Source organism: Mesorhizobium sp. XAP4 (assembly GCF_029269325.1).
Lineage (GTDB): Bacteria > Pseudomonadota > Alphaproteobacteria > Rhizobiales > Rhizobiaceae > Mesorhizobium > Mesorhizobium ciceri.
Genome location: NZ_JARIXW010000006.1, coordinates 198,254 through 217,036 on the forward strand (window position 1 = coordinate 198,254; position 18,783 = coordinate 217,036).

The 18,783-nt window shown below is 63.7% G+C and carries 18 protein-coding genes and 1 pseudogene; 8 read left to right on the forward strand and 11 right to left on the reverse strand.

The features are described 5' to 3' along the window. Positions 1–819: an N-formylglutamate amidohydrolase gene (locus tag P3C39_RS24815; RefSeq protein WP_024502760.1), complete on the reverse strand. Its 819-nt coding sequence runs from the start codon at positions 817–819 to the stop codon at positions 1–3. Positions 820–963: 144 nt separating this feature from the next. Between P3C39_RS24815 and P3C39_RS24820 the strand changes: the two genes are divergently transcribed. The 3 genes from P3C39_RS24820 (at position 964) to P3C39_RS24830 (ending at position 6,273) form a co-directional block, all read left to right on the forward strand. Further along, positions 964–1,791, forward strand: coding sequence for a MurR/RpiR family transcriptional regulator (locus P3C39_RS24820; RefSeq protein ID WP_275954483.1), 828 nt, complete (start codon positions 964–966; stop codon positions 1,789–1,791). A 193-nt stretch (positions 1,792–1,984) separates the two neighbouring features. Continuing rightward, a complete protein-coding gene (locus P3C39_RS24825) occupies positions 1,985–3,145 on the forward strand; it encodes an efflux RND transporter periplasmic adaptor subunit (protein WP_275954484.1) in 1,161 nt (386 codons plus the stop codon). Further along, on the forward strand, positions 3,142–6,273 hold the full coding sequence (locus P3C39_RS24830) for an efflux RND transporter permease subunit (RefSeq protein WP_275954485.1): 3,132 nt from the start codon (positions 3,142–3,144) through the stop codon (positions 6,271–6,273). The genes P3C39_RS24825 and P3C39_RS24830 overlap by 4 nt, the downstream gene beginning before the upstream one ends. Before the next feature lie 64 nt (positions 6,274–6,337). On the opposite strand, the gene P3C39_RS24835 is transcribed toward P3C39_RS24830, so the two are convergent. The 7 genes from P3C39_RS24835 to P3C39_RS24865 form a co-directional block, all read right to left on the reverse strand. Continuing rightward, positions 6,338–6,748 (reverse strand): GtrA family protein, encoded by a 411-nt coding sequence (locus P3C39_RS24835; protein ID WP_013529676.1) that lies wholly within the window; start codon positions 6,746–6,748, stop codon positions 6,338–6,340. Continuing rightward, positions 6,745–7,554 carry a ChbG/HpnK family deacetylase gene (locus P3C39_RS24840; RefSeq protein WP_127368872.1) on the reverse strand — a complete coding sequence of 270 codons (810 nt, stop codon included), beginning with the start codon at positions 7,552–7,554 and terminating at the stop codon, positions 6,745–6,747. Before P3C39_RS24840 ends, P3C39_RS24835 begins: the two co-directional genes overlap by 4 nt. Next, positions 7,551–8,540 (reverse strand): glycosyltransferase family 2 protein, encoded by a 990-nt coding sequence (locus P3C39_RS24845; protein ID WP_032808129.1) that lies wholly within the window; start codon positions 8,538–8,540, stop codon positions 7,551–7,553. The genes P3C39_RS24840 and P3C39_RS24845 overlap by 4 nt, the downstream gene beginning before the upstream one ends. Continuing rightward, positions 8,533–9,696 (reverse strand): glycosyltransferase 87 family protein, encoded by a 1,164-nt coding sequence (locus tag P3C39_RS24850; RefSeq protein WP_275954486.1) that lies wholly within the window; start codon positions 9,694–9,696, stop codon positions 8,533–8,535. The genes P3C39_RS24845 and P3C39_RS24850 overlap by 8 nt, the downstream gene beginning before the upstream one ends. A gap of 181 nt (positions 9,697–9,877) precedes the next feature. Beyond that, a complete protein-coding gene (locus P3C39_RS24855) occupies positions 9,878–10,342 on the reverse strand; it encodes a hypothetical protein (protein WP_275954487.1) in 465 nt (154 codons plus the stop codon). Positions 10,343–10,426: 84 nt separating this feature from the next. Beyond that, positions 10,427–11,464, reverse strand: a complete 1,038-nt coding sequence (locus P3C39_RS24860) for a zinc-binding dehydrogenase (protein WP_275954488.1) — start codon at positions 11,462–11,464, stop codon at positions 10,427–10,429. Between the two features lie 53 nt (positions 11,465–11,517). Continuing rightward, a complete protein-coding gene (locus tag P3C39_RS24865) occupies positions 11,518–12,759 on the reverse strand; it encodes an acyl-CoA dehydrogenase family protein (RefSeq protein WP_063173066.1) in 1,242 nt (413 codons plus the stop codon). A 113-nt stretch (positions 12,760–12,872) separates the two neighbouring features. Here P3C39_RS24865 and P3C39_RS24870 point away from each other — a divergent pair. The 5 genes and pseudogenes from P3C39_RS24870 (at position 12,873) to P3C39_RS24890 (ending at position 16,496) form a co-directional block, all read left to right on the forward strand. After that, positions 12,873–13,678: pseudogene (locus P3C39_RS24870) on the forward strand (SDR family oxidoreductase). 39 nt (positions 13,679–13,717) lie between these two features. Beyond that, positions 13,718–14,203: a MaoC family dehydratase gene (locus tag P3C39_RS24875; RefSeq protein WP_263484965.1), complete on the forward strand. Its 486-nt coding sequence runs from the start codon at positions 13,718–13,720 to the stop codon at positions 14,201–14,203. After that, on the forward strand, positions 14,200–15,231 hold the full coding sequence (locus P3C39_RS24880; protein WP_013529667.1) for a phosphotransferase family protein: 1,032 nt from the start codon (positions 14,200–14,202) through the stop codon (positions 15,229–15,231). The genes P3C39_RS24875 and P3C39_RS24880 overlap by 4 nt, the downstream gene beginning before the upstream one ends. Positions 15,232–15,396: 165 nt before the next feature. Beyond that, positions 15,397–16,041 (forward strand): TetR/AcrR family transcriptional regulator, encoded by a 645-nt coding sequence (locus tag P3C39_RS24885; protein WP_013529665.1) that lies wholly within the window; start codon positions 15,397–15,399, stop codon positions 16,039–16,041. Between the two features lie 206 nt (positions 16,042–16,247). Next, a complete protein-coding gene (locus P3C39_RS24890; RefSeq protein ID WP_013529664.1) occupies positions 16,248–16,496 on the forward strand; it encodes a DUF680 domain-containing protein in 249 nt (82 codons plus the stop codon). A gap of 42 nt (positions 16,497–16,538) precedes the next feature. Here P3C39_RS24890 and P3C39_RS24895 read toward each other — a convergent pair whose 3' ends face one another. The 3 genes from P3C39_RS24895 to P3C39_RS24905 form a co-directional block, all read right to left on the reverse strand. Beyond that, complete coding sequence (locus tag P3C39_RS24895; RefSeq protein WP_275954489.1) at positions 16,539–17,588, reverse strand: Gfo/Idh/MocA family oxidoreductase; 1,050 nt, start codon at positions 17,586–17,588, stop codon at positions 16,539–16,541. Positions 17,589–17,658: 70 nt separating this feature from the next. Next, positions 17,659–18,444, reverse strand: coding sequence for a ThuA domain-containing protein (locus P3C39_RS24900; RefSeq protein WP_224675284.1), 786 nt, complete (start codon positions 18,442–18,444; stop codon positions 17,659–17,661). A gap of 77 nt (positions 18,445–18,521) precedes the next feature. Then, the gene (locus P3C39_RS24905) at positions 18,522–18,752 is read right to left on the reverse strand and encodes a hypothetical protein (protein WP_024502775.1); all 231 of its coding nucleotides are present in this window, start codon (positions 18,750–18,752) and stop codon (positions 18,522–18,524) included. Positions 18,753–18,783: the final 31 nt, after the last annotated feature.

An 18,783-nucleotide genomic window follows, 5' to 3' on the forward strand; every position in this document is an offset into this window, starting at 1 on the left:
CTAGCTAGCCGATTGAACTGACTTTCCGACTGAATGCGATCTGGTGTGTCCGGCCTCCTCTGGCTCCAGATCCGAAAAAATGCCCGTGAGCAGATCCGCCCATTTCCGCTGCCCGGTCTCGCCGGCGATTTCGTCATTGCGGATTTCGATCATCGCGCAGGGCAGTCCGCGCGAGCGCGCATGCCGTTCCAGCGTGAAATAGACTCGGTCATCAGGTGAATACGGCTCGTTGACCCCGACGGTGACACCGGAAAGCCGCTTCAGCGCCGATATCAGCGGCGCCGCCAGCCGGCGATCCTCGTCATGGATGATGCCGATATGCCAGGGCCGGTTGCGGCCCTTGTATACCGGCGTGAAGGAATGGACCGAAACCAGCCGCGTTTCCTGACCGTGTGACAGCCTGTGGCTGATGATATCCGCAATCGTATCGTGGAAAGGGCGCCACGAAAGCGCGACACGCGCGGCACGCTCACTTTCCGACAGGCCGGCATTGCCCGGTATGGCCGTTGTCTCACTGACCGGCGGCACCAGGTCGGGCGCGTCAAGCGGCCGGTTGCAGTCGATGACAAGGCGCGAAATGCGGGTTTCGACCAGCGTCGCGTCGAGCGCCTGCGCCATGCGGCGGGCAACCGGCAGCGCGCCGGGATCCCAGGCGATGTGGCGCGACAGGTCCTCGACAGCAAGGCCGAGCGTGCCGAATTCGGCGGGCAGGAAGTTCGAGGCGTGATCGCAGGTCAGCACGAAAGGGCTTGATCCGCCGGGGTTCGTCACCCTTACGGTATCAGACGATGCAAGGCTGGCGGGCCGTGCTTTCTCCATACTCTGCCGTCCCCGGGGAGCGCTGTATCGTATGTTACGTATTTTGCCTCATTGCGTCCCTGTGGATGATTTCATACAGTTTGTCCGGCTTTGTCAAATGCGATTTCGGAAAAGACCATCGACCGAGCCAGGGGTGGGGAAAAGATGATTTCCAACATTGCCGAACTGATCGCCGACCGCATCGGCACGATGCCGGCCAGCGAACGGCGCGCGGCCCAGACACTGATTGCCTTCTACCCGATGATCGGCTTGAAAACGGTCGCTGAATTCTCGGCCGCAGCCGGCGTTTCCTCGCCGACAATCCTGCGTTTCGTCGCCCGGTTGGGCTTTCAGAACTATCCGGAGTTCCAGTCGAGCCTGCAGGACGAACTGGCGGCGCAACTGCAATCGCCGGCGACAAGGACGCTCAATCCGCCCTCGCCCGGCGGCGGGACCGTGTCGCCGATGCTGGAAGCGACGCTCGACAATATGCGCGAGACATTCAGGCACCTGTCCGACAAGCAGCTTGCCGACATCGCCGCCCGGCTAGCGGACCGGCGCGGCAAGACCTTCCTGATCGGCGGCCGCTTCACCGATCCGCTGGCGCGCTACATGGCCGCCCACCTCGCCATCATCCAGCCGGATGTCTTTCACCTCGCCGGGCAGGAAAGCATGTGGCGTGACCGGCTGATCGACATGGGAAAGCGCGACGTGCTGGTCATCTTCGACATCAGGCGCTACCAGGACAGCCTCCTCCGCTTCGCCGAGAAGGCGCATCAGCGTGGCGTGCAGATCGTGCTGTTCACCGACCAGTGGCTGTCGCCGATCGCCCGCCTTGCTCGCCATGTCATCGCCGGACGAACCGCGGTGCCGTCGGCATGGGATTCATCGGCGGCCCTTTTCGTCGTCGCCGAAACGCTGATCGGCGCCGTCACCAGGCAACTGGAAGCAAAAGGCGCCAAACGCATTCGCGAGATGGAAAGTCTGCGTTAGTGCATATGCGATGATCCGAAGCGTTACGCATATTTTCTCAAACGTTACATATATTTAATGTGCGCAGCCCCCGGAGAATTGTCATAAAGACGCGATATCGAGACAGCTTCTTTGCCTTACAATAGCCTCGCTGCGTCTGCTTCATTTCGGGAAACCGGTAGACGGAAGGATTGTTTTACCAACCGGAGTGCTGATGGCCGCCTGGAAACAGATACTTTTTGCACTCGTGGTGCTGGTGATGGCGGCAGCCGCCTGGCTGCGCTTTTATCCCGGCGCACCGGACGTGCTGGCACGTTGGGGCATCGACTGGGCTTACGCGGCAACGCCCCCGGCTGAAACCGGTGCCGCCAACGCGAGGCAGGCAAACGGCCGCAACGGCAACCAGCGGGTGAACGTGGTCGCCTTGGCGGCCACTTCGGCTGTTATCAACGACCGCCTGCAGGCGATCGGCACCGGCCGTGCCAACGCCTCGGTGACCGTCAATCCTTACAGCTCCGGCCGCCTCGCCGAACTGCTGGTCGAATCCGGCAGCCATGTCGAAAAGGGGCAGATCCTCGCCACCCTCGATTCCGAGACCGAAGTGATCTCTCAGGACCGTGCCAAGCTCGCCTTGCAGGACGCTCAGTCCAAGCTCGACCGCGTCAAGTCGCTGCGTGCCTCCAATGCCGCGACCCCGGTAGCCGTGGCTGACGCCGAGGTGGTGCTGGCGGGCGCCAAGCTGGCGCTTCAGGACGCGGAACTTGCACTGCAGCGCCGGTCGATCCTGGCGCCGATCGCCGGCACCGTCGGCATCCTGCCGATCTCGGCCGGCAATTACGTCACCAACCAGTCGGCCATCGCCACGCTCGACGACCGGTCCTCGATCCTGGTCGATTTCCTGGTACCCGAGCGCTTCGCCGCCGCCGTCAAGGTCGGTGCGCAATTGACGGCGACGCCGATCGCCAATCCCAGCAACGCCTATAGCGGCACCGTTTCGGCCATCGACAACCACATCGATGAAAAGAGCCGCACCCTGCTGGTCAAGGCCAAGATCGCCAACCCGGCCGATTCGCTGCGCGCCGGCATGTCGTTCGGCATCACCATGAAATTTCCGGGGCAAACCTATCCGGCCGTCAGCCCGCTGGCGATCCTGTGGGGGTCGGACGGCGCCTATGTCTGGCAGATCGAGGATGGCAAGGCCAGGCGGGTCCCGGTGCGCATCATCCAGCGCAACACCGAGACCGTGCTGATCGACGCCGAGATCGACAATGGCGACATGGTGGTCACAGAAGGCACCCAGAGCGTCAGCGAGGGCGGCGCGGTTCGCCTTGCCGGCGAAGAGCAGCGCGCCGCGGACGCCGCCGCAGGCTCATGACCGGAACCATCAACACCGCCAGCGAGACCGGCTTCACCGCCCTGTTCATCCGCAGGCCGGTCATGGCCTTCGTGCTCAACACGCTGATCGCGGTCGCCGGCCTGGCCGCTTTCTACGGCGTCGAGATCCGCGAACTGCCTGATGTCGACCGCGCGGTCGTCACTGTTTCCACCACCTTCGAGGGCGCGGCGGCCGAGACCGTCGACCGCGAACTGACCGACACGATCGAGGGCGCCGTCGCCCGCGTCTCAGGCGTCAAGTCGATCTCGTCGTCTTCCTCGTTCGGCTCGAGCCGCGTCACCATCGAGTTCAACGACGGCGTCGATCTGAATGTCGCCGCCTCGGACGTGCGTGATGCTGTCGGCCGCGTCGCCAATCAGATGCCCGACACCGCCGATCCGCCGCGCATCGTCAAGGCCGACGCCAATTCCGACGCGGTGATGCGACTGGCGGTGACCTCGGACAACATGTCGATCCAGGACATGACCGTGGTGGTCCAGGACCAGATCGAGGACGAGCTTGCCGCCGTGCCCGGCGTTGCAGACGTCCAGGTCTATGGCGACCGCGACAAGATCTTTCGCATCGATGTCGACCAGAACAAGCTGGCCAGCCTCGGCTTCACGGTTGCCGATCTCAGGGCCGCCCTTGCCTCGGTCGCTTTCGATTCCCCTGCCGGTTCGATCACCACGACCAACCAGGACCTGATCGTCCGCACGACTGCCGACGTGACCACGCCGGAAGAGTTCGAAAACATCATTGTCGGCGGCACGACGCGCATCCGCGACGTCGCCACCGTCACGCTCGGTCCCGACGTCGGCCAGACCACGCTGCGCTCGGATGGCAAGACCGGCATCGGCATCGGCATCATCCGCCAGGCGGAATCGAACACGCTGGACATCTCGACCGGTGTCCAGGCCGCCGTCGCCAAGCTGCAGGAAAACCTGCCCAAGGGCATGTCGATCAAGATCACCAGCGACGACGCCGTCTTCGTCAAGGGCGCGGTGCACGAGGTCGAGATCGCACTCGGCCTGTCCGTGACTATGGTGCTGATCGTCATCTATGTGTTTCTCCTCGACTGGCGCGCGACGCTGATCCCCGGCCTGTCGATGCCCGTCGCCATGATCGGCACCATCGCTGCCATCTATCTGGCCGGCTTCTCGGTCAACATCCTGACCCTGCTCGCTCTGGTGCTGGCGACGGGACTGGTCGTCGACGACGCCATCGTCGTGCTCGAAAACATCGTGCGACGACGCAATGAAGGCATGGGGCCCCGCGCCGCCGCCGTGCTTGGCGCGCAGGAAGTGTTTTTCGCCGTCATTGCCACCACCTTGACGCTGGTCGCCGTCTTCGTGCCGATTTCGTTCCTGCCCGGCCAGACCGGCGGCCTGTTCCGCGAATTCGGCTTCGTGCTTGCCATGTCGGTGCTATTGTCCTGCGTTGTGGCGCTGACGCTGTGCCCGATGCTCGCCTCGCGCATGCTGACCAGCGCATCGCTCCACCACGAAGGGGGCCATGGCATCGGCGCCCGCATCGGCGGCGCGCTCAGTACGGCCTACAAGCGCGGCCTACACGCCTGCCTCGACGCGCCATGGATCGTGCTTCTGGTCGCGGTGCTGTTTGCCGGCACCGCCTTCACGCTGTTCGGCACCATCCGCCAGGAGCTGACGCCGACCGAGGACCGCGCCGCCGTGCTTCTGCGCATCAGCGCCCCGCAAGGCGTCAGCCTCGACTATACGACGCAGCAGATGCAGAAGATCGAGAGACTGATCCAGCCGATGCGCGATTCCGGCGAGATCCGCTCGACCTTCGAGAATGCCGGCCAGAACGGCTCCTACAATTCCGGCTTCATGGTGATGACGTTGGCGCCGTGGAACGAGCGCAGCCGCAGCCAGCAGGAGATCATGGCCGAGATCAGCCAGTTGACCAGGCAGGTGCCGAGCGTGCGCATCTTCCCGGTACAGCCCAACAGCCTCGGCATCCGTGGCGCCGGCAACGGCCTGCAGTTCGCGCTGGTCGGCAACGACCGCAAGGCGCTCGGCGACGCAGCCGTGAAGATCATCGCCGAGATGCAGAAGGACGCGCGCTTCCAGACACCGCGCCTGTCGATCGACCCGACGCAACCGCAGCTCGCCGTGGCCATCGACCGCGAGCGCGCCTCCGACCTCGGCATCGACATATCGGGACTGGCCAACACCTTGCAGGCCATGCTCGACGGCAACGATGTCGTCGACGTCTACATCGCCGACCGCAGCTACGGCGTGAAGCTGGTCTCGACCACCAATCCGATCAACGATCCGACCGATCTGGAAAACATCTTCCTGAAGACGGCAGACGGACGTTTCGTGCCGATGTCGACCATCGCCACGCTGACCGAACGTGCCGTACCGCCATCACTGTCGCGCGAACAGCAGCAGCCCTCGGTGGCCATCACCTCCAACCTCAGTGGCGACTTCGCGCTTGGCGACGCCTTGACCCGCGCCGAGGAGATCGCCACGCCGCTGCTGCCGCCAGGCAGCCGCATCTTGCCGCTGGCCGAGGCGGCGACGCTGGGCGAAACCAACAGCGCCATGATCACCATTTTCGGCTTCGCGCTGGTCATCATCCTCCTGGTGCTGGCCGCCCAGTTCGAAAGTTTCGTCAGTGCCGTCATCATCATGGCGACGGTGCCGCTCGGACTGGCCTGCGCGATTTTCGCGCTTCTGCTCTCGGGCACCAGTCTCAATGCCTACAGCCAGATCGGCCTGGTGCTTTTGGTTGGCGTCATGGCCAAGAACGGCATCCTGATCGTCGAATTCGCCAACCAGCTGCGCGATCGCGGGCTTGGCGTGCGCGAAGCGATCGAGCAGGCCTCGATCATCCGCGTGCGGCCGGTGATGATGACGATGATCTGCACCGTGCTCGGCGGCTTGCCGCTGGTGCTGGCGAGCGGCGCCGGGGCCGAGGCGCGCGTCGCGCTCGGCTGGGTCATCGTCGGCGGCCTGGGGCTGGCCACCGTCTCGACACTGTTCCTGACGCCGGTCGCCTATCTCTTGCTTGGCCGCTTCGTCACGCCGAAGACCCATGAGGAAGCGCGACTGAAGCGCGAGTTGGAGGAAGCCGCCTACACCAATGTGGAACCGGCGGAGTAAAGAAATCCAGGGAAAAGTGTGTAGCGGTTTTCCGTCCGGAATTTCGTAAGAAAAATAGTTCCGCCTATCTCAAGAACCGGCCTTCGATCGACCAGCGCGCGGCGAGGAAATTCAGCACCGCCGCCACCACGACACCGGCGATCTTTGCCGGCCACACTCCGGCGATGCCGGCAAACAGCGCGATGGAGAGGCTGGAGACGCCGAGCGAAATTAGCCCTCCAAGCGAGGCGAAGCGAAGGAATGCGTCACGCAGCCGGATGGCTCGATTGCGCTCGAACGACCAGAAGCCGTTCGCCGCGAAGGAAAAGGTGACGGCGATGAACCAGGCAGCAACGTTGGCCGGCAGCGGCGAAGCACCGAGCTTGAGCAGCAGGAAGAAGCTGGCAAGGTCGATGGCTGTGTTGGCCAGTCCGACAATGGCAAAGCGGACGATCTTGTTGCCGGTCGAACGCGGGGGCCGCTCGGCGTCGTTCATCCCCTGCCATCCATGATTGCGACATTGGCGCGGGCCAGGCTGGCTCCGAACGCGTCCGATGCCAGGGCCGCGAATTCGACCTCGCGCACACCTTGCATCGTGTCGCGCGCGCGCAGCGTCTCGTCGACATGGCCGGGATGGCACATGAACAGCCCTTGTTCCGGCAACCCTTCGACGGCGGCCTGCAGAACCGCAGTGAACTTTTCGGGCTGCCGCCAGTCATAGATGCCGGCGAGCGGCTGGAAAACGATGAAGCCGGCGCGCTGCATCGAACGGTTGAACCCGGCAGCGAGCGCGGCAATCGCGGCGACCTTCGACCCTGCGGCCAGCGCCGGGCCGCCGCGTAGGGCCGGCCTGTCGGCGCCTTCTGGAAACCGCGCGCGCAGCCATGTGCGCACGACGGGAAGGAAATGCACATGCTGATGCCCGTCGACGAAATCGGGGCGGCGGCCAAGCGCCTCGACGAAGCGGCTGTACTGGGCGTCAAGCTCGGCATGAACATGGCGCTCGCCGATGCGGCCGCGCAAAACAGGCAAGGCCAGTGCGCGGAGCGGTGGCAGCCGGCCTTCCGGCGCCAGGCTCGACCGGCCGGTAATGGCCAACTGGTCGGTCAAGGTGAGATGCAGCCCGACCGCGGCCCGGCCGCACAGCGGTTTTATGCGCGCTGCCTCCGCTTCCCATTCCGGAAACCCGGTCATGCAGCTGGTGCCGGTCAGGCGGCCGCGATCGAGCAGGTCGAGAATCGCGGCGGAAACGCCGGGCGCCAGGCCGTAATCGTCGGCGATCAGGCGGATGCGCCGCGTCATCTGTTCGAAGTGCCCGGCTCCGGCCGATCGGCGGGGGCCACGCTGCGCACGACGTCGCGCACGAGATAGACCGGGCGATCCTTGCTCTCGCTGAGCGTGACCCAGACGTATTCACCGATCAGGCCAAGCAAGGTCAGGTTGAGGCCGCCGAGCAGGACGACGGCAACCAGCAGGCTGGGGTAGCCCGGAACGGCAATGCCGTAGAAGATCACCTCGAAGAGCACCTTGGCGCCATAGAGCGCACCGGCCAACGCCGCGAGCAGCCCGCTGAGGCTGATGAGACGCAAGGGAATGACGGAAAAGGAAGTAAAACCTTCGAGCGAGAAGGCGATCAGGTTGAGCCGGCTCCATTTCGACGTGCCGCTGGCGCGGCCTTCCGGCGAATAGGGCAACGCCTTCTGGCGAAAGCCGGCCCAGGCAAACAGGCCCTTGTTGAAGCGCCGCTTGTCGCGCAGGCTGGTCAGCGCGCGCGCCACGGCGCCGCGCATGACGCGAAAGTCGCCGGCATTTTCGGGAATATCGAAACGCTGGCTCGAGTTGATCAGGCTGTAGAAAAGCCGTGCGAGCTGGCTGCGCCGCCAGCTCGCCTCGCGGCGGTCGTTCTGCGCATAGACGACGTCGATGTCCGGATGGTCCACCAGCTCGGCGATCAGCTTCAGGCTGATGTCCAGGGAATGCTGGAGGTCGGCGTCCATGATCAGCACCATGTCGCCGCGCGACTGGTCGAGGCCGGCGAGCACCGCGACTTCCTTGCCGAAATTGCGGCTGAGGCGCACGATCTCCCACGACCCCGTCAGCGCTTGCGAAAACCGCACGGCACCATCGTCACGACTGCCGTCATCGACCAGGATCTTGTGCACGCCCATGCCGAAGCGTTGTGCCACGGCCACTTCGAGCTCGCCCAGCAGGCGCGCGAAGGCCGATGCCGATGCCGCCTCGTTGAAGAACGGTGCGACGATATCGAGGCTCGGCCGCAACTCAACCATTGGCGACTCCCGCATTCACCACCTTTTCCCGTGCCTTGGCCCAGAACCACCAGATCAGCGAACCGGCGATGAAAGTGACGGCGACCGGCCGGAACCAGGGGAAGAGGAAATCGTGCACATGGCGCTCGACGCCGCTCAACCCGGTCACGAACAGCGTCGTCGACAGCACCGAGGCAAGGACGCCGCCCCGTTCTTCACGCCACAACAGGGCGATGGCAAGACCGGCTGGTACCGCGATCATGGCAAAGGTGTTTGGCTCGACGCGCGGGTTGAAGACGCACATGTAGAAAGTGGCTGTCAGGAAGATCGCCAGCGCCGCCTTTCCCTGTTCGAGCCTGCGGTCGAACCAGATGACGGCAGAAAGCGTAAACAGGGCCATGACGATGCGCACGATCGTTGCGCCGATTTCCGGTATCGGCAGTCCTATCGTGGTGAACGGTGCCGTGAAATCGGTGGGCACGAAATGGCTGGTGTTGTCGACGGCCATGGAGGTCAGCATCTGGATGAAGACACGATGCTGATCGTTGAGATAGCCGGCGGGAGCAAAAGCGTAAGGCAGTGCCAGCACGAACAGCAGCGCCAGCACCAGCACCGGTATCAGCCGGAGCCGAAGGGCTCCTACCAACAACAGCATTATGATCGCGGTCGGCTTGGCGATGATGGCAAGCGAAGCCCAGAAGAACGTCTCCGCCCGCCGCCCTTCCAGCGCCGACAGGGTGAGAAGCCAGCAAGCGCCGGTCAAAAGGATCGTCGCCTGGCCGTTGCGGATCGCCCCCACCGCCATCGGCAAAGCGAGGAAAAGACCGAAAGAAAGCAGCCATGTCAGTTCGCCGCCGCCGAGCTTGCGCACCTGCCGCATCGCGGCGTAGGTCAGCACCGCAAAGCCAATGGAATGCCAAACCAAGCCGCCCAGATGCGGACCGAGCTTGACTATTGGAGTGTAGAGCGCGGCAAAGGCCGGCGCGTAGAGATACCCCATCTCGGACTGGGTGTCGTAGAGCGGCAGACCGGCCTGAAGCGCCTCGCTGCCGTCGATATAGGCCTGCCATACCGTCCGCGTGTGCGGCGACCACAGGACCAGGGCAAGAACGACCAGGAACGCTCCGATCCACAGGCCAAACCCCAAACGGTCGAAAACCGGCTTGGAAATCGTCATCAAGGCGCTCCACACAATCCCGGAACTGGATCAGTCCAGCCTGTCCCGGCATTCGATGGCGGCGGCATATCACGGACGAAGCGGCGTGGCATAGGGGGCTGACGAACGTCAGGGCCGCACCTCCTTCGCCTCGAATATGCGTTCCCACCTTCATGGCTGCCGTCCGAGGCTGGCGACCTGACTAATCGTCAGTGAATTCGGGCAAACGAAAATAGGGGTTGCGCGGATCAAAGGGATATTTCGGCTCGCCCTTACCAGCAAGAACAGCCCCCGGAATCAGCACGCCTTTCGGCCCGAACTGATAGCCGATGCCGGCACAGAGGTGAGCGAGATCCTGGTAGTTGAAACTGCGCAACGCACTGCCACCTTCAAATGCAGCTGTTTTGAGTTGCTCAGGCGTGAGCGGCCCGATCATCCTGTCGCGATAGGCTTTGATCTTGGCCTTGTTGAGTCTGGAGGCCTGACATTCGGCGCCGACGACCCGCGCCAGCATGATATTCCTGACCGCGGTCCCGGCAGGATCATCCAGCGGGGCCGAATATTTCTTGAGAAAGTAATTCGTACTGGGATCGTTCGTCATCGCCTTGCGCCAAAACGGCGGGAACTTTTCGGCAGCCTGTGCACCAATGGTACTGGCCATCGACATGAGGACAATCGGGACAAACCACCATTTTCTCACAAGCAGCCCCTTTTTTGCAGTAACTGGACTTCGCCCGCCAGCCATTTTCCTTCAAGGCCGGATGAACACCTTGCCGTTGGGCTTGGCCAGTTCGGCTGGCAGCCGCGCCATTGCTTCGGCAAGCGGCACCACCGCCGTCACGTCGGTCGACCAGCGCCCATCGGAAAAACGCTTCTGCGCTTCCAGGATCGCCGGGCCGCGACGGTCGCGGAACTGGCGCATCCACTCACTCAGCCAAAACCCTTCGATATGCTTGTGCTGGAAGATCAGTTGGCCGGGCTCGCGGATAACGGTGGCTTCGGGATCGAGCCGCCCATAGATGATCCAGCGCGACCGCTTCGGCATGACGTCGAAGATGGCGGAGGCAAGCGGCCCGGTTACCGCGTCAAGGAAGATGCGCGGCTGTTCGGCCTTCATCACCTCGCGCAGCGCCGCCTTGAAATCCGGCGCCCTTTCATTGAGCACGTGCGCCGCGCCAAGCGCTTTCAGAGCCGCGATCTGGTCGTCGCGGCGCACGGTGACGATCGGCCGGAAACCCTCTTCGCTGGCCAGGCCGATGATCAGCTTGCAGAGCTGGCTGGCGCCGGCGGTCATGACGAAGGCCTTCTCGCCTTCCTCCTTGACGATGTCGAACATGGCGAGCGCCGTGAGCGGGTTGACGATCATCGCCGCACCGTCCTCGTCGCGAACGGTGTCGAGCAGCGGGATGCAGGCAGCCGCCTCGGCGACGGCATAGTCGGCCCACGAGCCCCAGTTGGTGACGCCGGTGGCAAAAGCCACGCGCTTGCCGATCAGGCTTTTGGGATAGGGCTCGTCCCCGCTGGCGACGACAATGCCGACACCCTCGAAGCCGGCCGGCTGGCCCTTGGCACGCGGCTGGCCGTATTGGCCCTTGACGAAGGCGACATCGGACGGATTGATCGAGGCGAGGCTGACCTTGATCAGCACCTGTGTCGGCCCGGGTGTCGGCACCGCGATGCTGCCCGGCTCGAGATAGGGCTCCATCGCCTCCAGCACACTGCCGCTCGGCGTCCTGGTGTAGCCATCGCCGACAAGCAGCAGCGCCTTCATTTCGGATGGGACGGTCATCGGAACACTCCTCGCTCGAGCCTCGGGTCGCGCCCGCATGACGATGCCGGCGCTCAGACCTTCTCCTGCGTGTATTTCCTCAACTCCGTCCGCGCCACCTGACGGCGATGCACGGCGTCCGGCCCGTCGGCAAGGCGCAAGGTCCGCAGATGCGTCCACGACCGCGCCAGCGGTGTGTCCTGGCTGATGCCTTGCGCGCCGAACATCTGCACCGCCTCGTCGGTGACCTTGAGCGCGACGCGCGGTGCGATCACCTTGATCTGGCTGATCCAGGGAGCAGCAGCCCGCGCATCGCCCTGGTCGATCATCCACGCCGCCTTGAGGCAGAGCAGCCGCGCCATCTCGATCTCCATGCGGCATTCGGCGATGATGTCGAAATTGGCGCCGAGCTTTGCCAGCTTCTGGCCGAAGGCCTCGCGGCGCACGGAACGCTGGCACAGCATCTCGAGCGCCATCTCGGCCTGTCCGATGGCGCGCATGCAGTGGTGGATGCGGCCGGGACCGAGCCGCCCTTGCGCGATCTCGAACCCCCTGCCCTCGCCGAGGATCAGGTTCGACGCCGGTACGCGCACATTGTCGAAGCGAAGATGCATGTGGCCATGCGGCGCGTCGTCATCGCCATAGACCTGCATGGCCCGCACCTTGGTCACGCCTTTGGTGTCTGATGGCACCAGGATCATCGAATGGCGGCGGTGCTGCGGCTCGTCATCGCCCCCGGTCCTGACCATGACGATGTAGATGGCGCAGCGCGGATCGCCGGCGCCCGAAGCCCACCATTTCTCGCCATTGAGCACATAGTCGCCGCCGTGGCGTTCACAACGCATGGCAATGTTGGTGGCATCGGATGAAGCGACATCCGGCTCGGTCATCAGATAGGCCGAGCGGATCTTGCCGTCGAGCAGCGGTTCCAGCCATGCTTTCTTGTGGTCGGCCGAGCCGTATCGCTCCAGCACCTCCATGTTGCCGGTGTCGGGCGCCGAGCAGTTGAAGGTCTCGGCGCCGAGATGCGCCTTGCCCATCTCTTCGGCCAGATAGGCGTACTCGACAGTGGAAAGGCCATAGCCGCGTTCCGAGCCGGTCAGCCAGAAATTCCACAGGCCGCGCTCTCTTGCGGTCTTCTTCAGCCCTTCGAGGATCTCGCTCTGACGCGCACTGTAGACCCAGCGGCTGCCTGCCTTGCCCACTTCGCTGAGGAATTCATGGTCGAGCGGCATGATCTCGTCGCGCACCATGGCCGCGACGCGCGCGTGGATTGGCTTCAGCCGCTCGGTCATGCCGAGATTCATCTCCGTCATCGGTCGCTAACCCTTCATACACGCCAGGCATTTTGTCAGTGGCAAGGATGACCGTACTTCGGATAGCCTTGTCAACGAACTGTTTGCCCGCATGCCGAGCGCGGAGAATTGTGATGAGCTATCTGGACGAACTGTTTTCGGTGGCCGGCAAGACCGCGCTGGTGACGGGTGCCGCGACCGGCATCGGCCGCATGGCGGCGACCGCGCTGGTCAAGGCCGGCGCCAGCGTGATGATCGCGTCGCGCAAGGGCGAGGATTGTATCAAGGTCGCCGAAGAGTTGAACCAGCTTGGTGCACCGGGCCGGGCCGACGGCTTCGTCGGCGACGTTTCCAGCGAAGCCGGCGTCGCCGCACTCGTCGCCGGGGTCAAATCGCGCACCGAACGGCTGAACACAACGCCGGCGTCTCCTGGGGCGCGCCGCTGGAAAGCTTCCCCTATTCGGCATGGGCCAAGGTGTTTGGCGTCAACGTCACCGCGGTTTTCCACCTGACCCGTGAATTGCTGCCGCTGCTCGACGCCGCCGCCAGCGACGCCGATCCGGCCAGGGTGATCAACCTCGGTTCGGTGATGGGCACGCAGCCGCTGGCCGACGACGCCTATTCCTACACCGCCTCGAAGGCTGCGGTTCATCATCTGACGCGCACACTGGCGCTCGAGTTCGCCGCCCGCCGCATCACCGTCAACGCCTTTGCCCCCGGCCCCTTCCAGAGCCGGATGACGGCATTTGCCACCGCGACAGAGGAACAGGCCAGGCACGTCGGCAGCCATGTTCCGATCGGCCGTATCGGCGCACCGGATGACATTGCCGGCGCAACGCTCTATTTGTGCAGCCGTGCAGGCAGCTATGTCACTGGCGCCATCCTGCCGATCGATGGCGGACAGTCGGTGCAGCATGGGCTGACCTTGTTCAAGGAATGACATTTTCCGGCCACAGAAGCCGGGGGTGAACTGGAGGACATGAGCGTGGAACCGATCAGTCTCGATGTGCTTCTGGCCAGTGTCGGCAAGGAGGTCGGCGTGTCGCCGTGGCGGGTGGTCACGCAACGCATGATCGACCAGTTCGCCGACGCCACGGACGACCATCAGTTCATCCACTGCGATCCGGAGCGGGCGATGCGTGAAACGCCGTTCGGCGGCACCATCGCGCACGGCTTCCTGTCGCTGTCGCTGTTATCGGCGATGACCTTCGAGACCATGCCGCCGCTGGAAAACGGCAAGATGGGCGTCAACCACGGCTTCGATTCGCTGCGCTTCCTGGCGCCGGTGAAAACCGGCGCGCGCATCCGCACCCGTTTCGTGCTGGCCGACGTCAAGGTCAGGCCGTCGGGCTGGGTGCAGACCGCGCATGACGTGACGATCGAGATCGAGGGTTCGAAGAAGCCGGCACTGACCGCGCGCTGGCTGACGCTGACCTTGATCGAACGCCAGCCCGAGACGGCATGAGTGATCCCGTTGTCGACCAGGCAGCGCTTGCGCCTTACCTCGAGGCGAACATACCGGGCTTTTCCGGGCTTGCTGCAGTCGAGAAGTTCAAATCCGGCCAATCGAACCCGACCTACCTTTTGACGGCGGCAAGCGGCCGTTACGTGCTGCGCGCCAAGCCGCCGGGGCAATTGCTGAAATCGGCGCACCAGGTCGACCGCGAATTCAGGGTGATGAGCGCGCTTGCCGGCACCGCCGTGCCTGTGCCTGCCATGCTGCACCTGTCGGCGGAAGGCTCGCCCATCGGCCGCATGTTCTACGTGATGGATTTCCTCGACGGCCGCATTTTCTGGGATCCGGCCCTGCCGGAGGCTGGCGACAATGATGAACGCGCCGCCATCTACGATGCCATGAACGACACCCTCGCCGCCCTGCACGAGGTCGATGTCGAGACTGTGGGGCTCGGCGATTTCGGCCGGCCGGGCAATTATTTCGAGCGCCAACTGGCGCGCTGGACGAGCCAGTACCGTGCCTCGGAAACCGGCACCGTCGCCGACATGGACCGGCTGATTGCCTGGTTGGAAACGCATATGCCCGTAGATGACGGCCGGATCTCACTGGTCCATGGCGACTACCGGCTGGACAATCTGATCTTCGCGCCGGACCGGCCAACGGTTCTGGCAGTGCTCGACTGGGAACTTTCGACATCAGGCCACCCCTTCGCCGATATCGCCTATCAATGCATGCAATGGCGGCTGCCGCACGCTTCCGGCTTTCGCGGCCTGGGCGGTATCGATCGTTCCGCACTCGGCCTGCCTTCCGAAGAGGACTACGTCGCCGCCTACTGCCGGCGGCGCGGGCTCACCGGTATCGGCAACTGGACGTTCTTCCTCGCCTTTTCCTTCTTCCGGCTGGCCGCCATCTGCCAGGGCGTCTTCAAGCGGGCCCTGGACGGCAACGCCTCCAATCCCGAGAAGGCGAAAACCTATGGCGAGGCGGTGAAACTGCTTTCGTGTCTTGCCGCAGAACTGATCGACAGGGAGGCGTGATGGGCCGTTTCGACAGAGGAACGGTGCTGATCACGGGGCTGCCAAATTACGACAAGCGTCGGCACGATCCGAAGCATACCGTTTGGGAACTTCCCCTGCCCTTGTCCGTTTCCGTACAGCGTATATAATTTAGCCAGTCACCAACCCAACCGAAGGCACCAGATCTTGCCGCAGAGCGTCCAGACACGCCGCGAGAAACAAAAAGCAGAACTGCGCTCCGAATTGCTCGAGGCCGCGCATAAGCTTGTCCAGGAAGAGGGCTATGAGGGCCTGACCATCCGCAAGCTGGCCAAGCGGGTCGGCTACGCCCCGATGTCCGTCTATTCCTACTTCGCCGACAAGCAGGACATCCTGTTCGCTCTGGCCGAGGACGCATTCGAGACGCTTGCTCGCCGCATCGAGGAGCATCCGTCCGACGATCCGATCGCAGCCTTGCAGGCGGTGATGACGGAATATGCCGCCTTCGGGCTCGGCAATCCCAACGAATACCGCACCGTATTCATGACCGAAAAGACCAAGCTGCCGGAAGGCAGGAGCTACGACGACATGGAAGAGAGCAACCCGGCGATGAAGGCGCTGATCAGCCGGGTCGAGGCCTGCGTTGCCGCCGGAAAATTGCAGGGCGATCCGCGCGCCATCGCCACCATGCTGTGGGCGGTCGGCCACGGCACGATCTCGCTGCTCATCACCTTTCCATTCTACCCCTTCGGCGACCCGCAGGCCTTCGTGAAGCGGATGTGCGATTTCACGCTCGCCACGCTCAGCACGCAAAACGTCCCGCCGTTGACCGAGACACCGGTCAACTGCTGAACGCCGTTCCCTTTCATTTCCATATTTTCTCTCCGCCCCAGCCAGACCCAAGGGGGATTTCTTGGTTAACGAAAAATTTATCGTACGCGTACGGTTTTCTCTTGAATTCCCAATCGACGGCGTATATGTACAGTCTATCGTACATGTACGAGAAAAATTCACCCGTCGGTACGAATTGAATTCGACCCGGAGACCGGAGACTGACAATGAAAAAGACACTCCTCACCCTCGCCGCCGTGCTGGCACTTTCGGGCTCGGCTTTCGCCGCCAACACCACCCATCCGGTCAAGCATGCGCCGGTGGCGGCCTGCGTTGACACCAAGACCAACCTGAAGCTCGATTGCGCTTCGACCGGTTCGGTCGAGAAGAAGGGTGCCACGGAAAACACCGCTGAAGGCAAGGGCCCGCGGCTCGGCATCAGCATCAATCCGTGGATTGTGCCGAGCGCATTCTGATATCGGCAAAGATCGCGTCTGGCCGGCACAAGCCGGCCAGCTTCAAGCGACCGAAATCGGCAGCTTCGCTGCTGAACTCTCAAAGGCTGCGTCGATCAGCTTCTGCATGTCGGCGGCGCGCCGGAACGACGGATCGCCATTCCGGCCTGCATCCAGCGCATCGGCAAAGCGTCGCGCATTGCGCTTGACACTGGGCAGATCCAAAGTCCGCCAGCGCTGAAGATCGACATCCCCGCCGAGGCAGGCCGACAGGCTCGATGCCTTGCCGTCGGTCTCGACCTTGATGGCGCCCTGGGTGCCGTGCAGGGCCAGCGACAAATCGTTGGCGTGACCGGTCATGTAGCGGCTCGCCACGATCGTGGCGAGCGCGCCGCACTCGAGCCGCGCCGTCATTGCCACGCTGTCATTGGCGTCCAGCACATAGTCGCCGATGCGCTCGCCCTCGGCCTTCGGAAACGTCACCAGATCGGCATGCAGGCTGACGATATCCTGGCCGGCGCCATAGGTGGCGAAATCCAGGATATGGATGCCGACATCGCCCAGCACGCCGGTCGAACCGTGCCGGCTGGACAAGCGCCACAGCCATTTGTCCTCGACCCGCCAGTCACCCCATGATTTGCTGACCAGCCAGCTTTGCCGGTAGCTCGCCTCGACATGGCGCAACGCGCCGATCGCGCCGGCCTGAACCATGCGCCGCGCCTCGTGGATCGCCGGTGAGTTGCGATAGGTAAGGTTGACCATGTTGATCACCCCGGCAGCCTCGGCCGCTTCGGTCATAGCAAGTGCGTCGGCATGATTCGGCGCCAGCGGCTTTTCGCAAAACACATGTTTTCCCACGCCGAGCAGCGCCAGCGTCGTCGCCCTATGCGCACCATCCGGCGTCGCGTTGATGGCGGCATCGAACTGGCCCCAGGCGATCGCCGCCTCCAGGCTCTCGAAAGAATCGCCGATCTCGCTGGCCGCGGCGAACGCCGCAGCGCGACCGGGCACCTGGTCGACACAGGCGACGATGCTGCAGCCGGGAATCCCGGCAAACTCCTCGACATGATGCCCGGCGATACCGCCGGTGCCGAGCAGAAGAATTCGATGCATTAGCCCCAAGCCCCCAAAATCAACTCACGCCTTGGGCAACTCAGGCCCCGATCAGCTCAGGCCGCCCCGATCAGCTCAGGCCCTTGTCGCCATCGGCATGCAGGCGCAGCCCCTTCTGCACGATCTTCTCCTTGGCCGCATCCGTCGGCACGTTCGGCGCATTGGTGATGCCGGACCAGGCCGGGGCCGGATTGTGCGCCCAATGGACGGCGTTGCGCAGCACCTGCTGCACGCCCTCATTGTGATAGATCGGATAGGTCTCGTGGCCGGGCGAGAAGTAGAAGATCCGTCCCGCGCCGCGCTGGTACGTCAGCCCGGACCGGAACACCTCGCCGCCCTCGTACCAGGAGACGAACACCGTCTCCAGCGGCTCCGGCACCGCGAACGGCTCGCCATACATTTCGGTCTCGCCGATCTCCAGGCACTCGCCAATGCCTTGCGCGATCGGGTGGCCGCGGTTGATCGCCCAGACGCGCTCGCGCTCGCCCGCCTCGCGCCATTTCAGCGAACATGGCGTGCCCATCAGCCGCTTGAATATCTTCGAGTAGTGACCGGAATGGAGCACGATCAGGCCCATCCCTTCCCACACTCGCTTCTGCACCCGCTCGACGATCTCGTCCTTGACCTCGCCATGCGCCGCGTGGCCCCACCACAAAAGCACGTCGGTGGCCGCCAGGCGCTTTTCGCTCAGGCCGTGCTCGGGCTCCTGCAAGGTGGCGGTGGTCGCCTCGATGCCCTTGTCCTGGTTGAGCGCGGCGGCGATGGTGCCGTGCATCCCCAAGGGATAGAGTTCGCGCACGGCTTCATTGGTCTGCTCGTGGACATTCTCGCCCCAAACGATCGCTTTTGTCGGCATTTTCATCTCCCAAAGCGCTTTAAATAGCACGCCCAAGGAGATTGAGAAGGTCCGATGCGATCTGGCCCGATGGAATACTAGGTCTTGCGCTTCTTGCGCCCCGGCACGGTCTTGGCCTTGCCCGGTTTCGCCGGTGCGCCGGGGATGGCGGTTCCGGTAATGGATACCGGATCGCTGGCCGGGAACGTGTCTTCAAGGCCTTCCTCGAGTTCCTCTTCGGCGCTCGGGGCTTCATGTCGCTCATGTTCGAGCGAGCGGACGGCCGATGTCTTTTTGACCGGCGACTTCGGCGCGGAATTCGACGGCATCGGCATTTCTCCCTCGGCGTGCGGATGCAGA

What these genes read in the sequence shown, in the direction of transcription:
- P3C39_RS24835 (WP_013529676.1), bottom strand. Translation starts at nt 6,748, where the DNA reads ATGAACGACGCCGAGCGGCCCCCGCGTTCGACCGGCAACAAGATCGTC.
- P3C39_RS24840 (WP_127368872.1), bottom strand. Translation starts at nt 7,554, where the DNA reads ATGACGCGGCGCATCCGCCTGATCGCCGACGATTACGGCCTGGCGCCC.
- P3C39_RS24905 (WP_024502775.1), bottom strand. Translation starts at nt 18,752, where the DNA reads ATGCCGTCGAATTCCGCGCCGAAGTCGCCGGTCAAAAAGACATCGGCC.
- P3C39_RS24895 (WP_275954489.1), bottom strand. Translation starts at nt 17,588, where the DNA reads ATGCATCGAATTCTTCTGCTCGGCACCGGCGGTATCGCCGGGCATCAT.
- P3C39_RS24880 (WP_013529667.1), top strand. Translation starts at nt 14,200, where the DNA reads ATGAGTGATCCCGTTGTCGACCAGGCAGCGCTTGCGCCTTACCTCGAG.
- P3C39_RS24845 (WP_032808129.1), bottom strand. Translation starts at nt 8,540, where the DNA reads ATGGTTGAGTTGCGGCCGAGCCTCGATATCGTCGCACCGTTCTTCAAC.
- P3C39_RS24875 (WP_263484965.1), top strand. Translation starts at nt 13,718, where the DNA reads ATGAGCGTGGAACCGATCAGTCTCGATGTGCTTCTGGCCAGTGTCGGC.
- P3C39_RS24890 (WP_013529664.1), top strand. Translation starts at nt 16,248, where the DNA reads ATGAAAAAGACACTCCTCACCCTCGCCGCCGTGCTGGCACTTTCGGGC.
- P3C39_RS24860 (WP_275954488.1), bottom strand. Translation starts at nt 11,464, where the DNA reads ATGACCGTCCCATCCGAAATGAAGGCGCTGCTGCTTGTCGGCGATGGC.
- P3C39_RS24850 (WP_275954486.1), bottom strand. Translation starts at nt 9,696, where the DNA reads ATGACGATTTCCAAGCCGGTTTTCGACCGTTTGGGGTTTGGCCTGTGG.
- P3C39_RS24825 (WP_275954484.1), top strand. Translation starts at nt 1,985, where the DNA reads ATGGCCGCCTGGAAACAGATACTTTTTGCACTCGTGGTGCTGGTGATG.
- P3C39_RS24855 (WP_275954487.1), bottom strand. Translation starts at nt 10,342, where the DNA reads ATGTCGATGGCCAGTACCATTGGTGCACAGGCTGCCGAAAAGTTCCCG.
- P3C39_RS24820 (WP_275954483.1), top strand. Translation starts at nt 964, where the DNA reads ATGATTTCCAACATTGCCGAACTGATCGCCGACCGCATCGGCACGATG.
- P3C39_RS24865 (WP_063173066.1), bottom strand. Translation starts at nt 12,759, where the DNA reads ATGACGGAGATGAATCTCGGCATGACCGAGCGGCTGAAGCCAATCCAC.
- P3C39_RS24900 (WP_224675284.1), bottom strand. Translation starts at nt 18,444, where the DNA reads ATGCCGACAAAAGCGATCGTTTGGGGCGAGAATGTCCACGAGCAGACC.
- P3C39_RS24830 (WP_275954485.1), top strand. Translation starts at nt 3,142, where the DNA reads ATGACCGGAACCATCAACACCGCCAGCGAGACCGGCTTCACCGCCCTG.
- P3C39_RS24815 (WP_024502760.1), bottom strand. Translation starts at nt 819, where the DNA reads ATGGAGAAAGCACGGCCCGCCAGCCTTGCATCGTCTGATACCGTAAGG.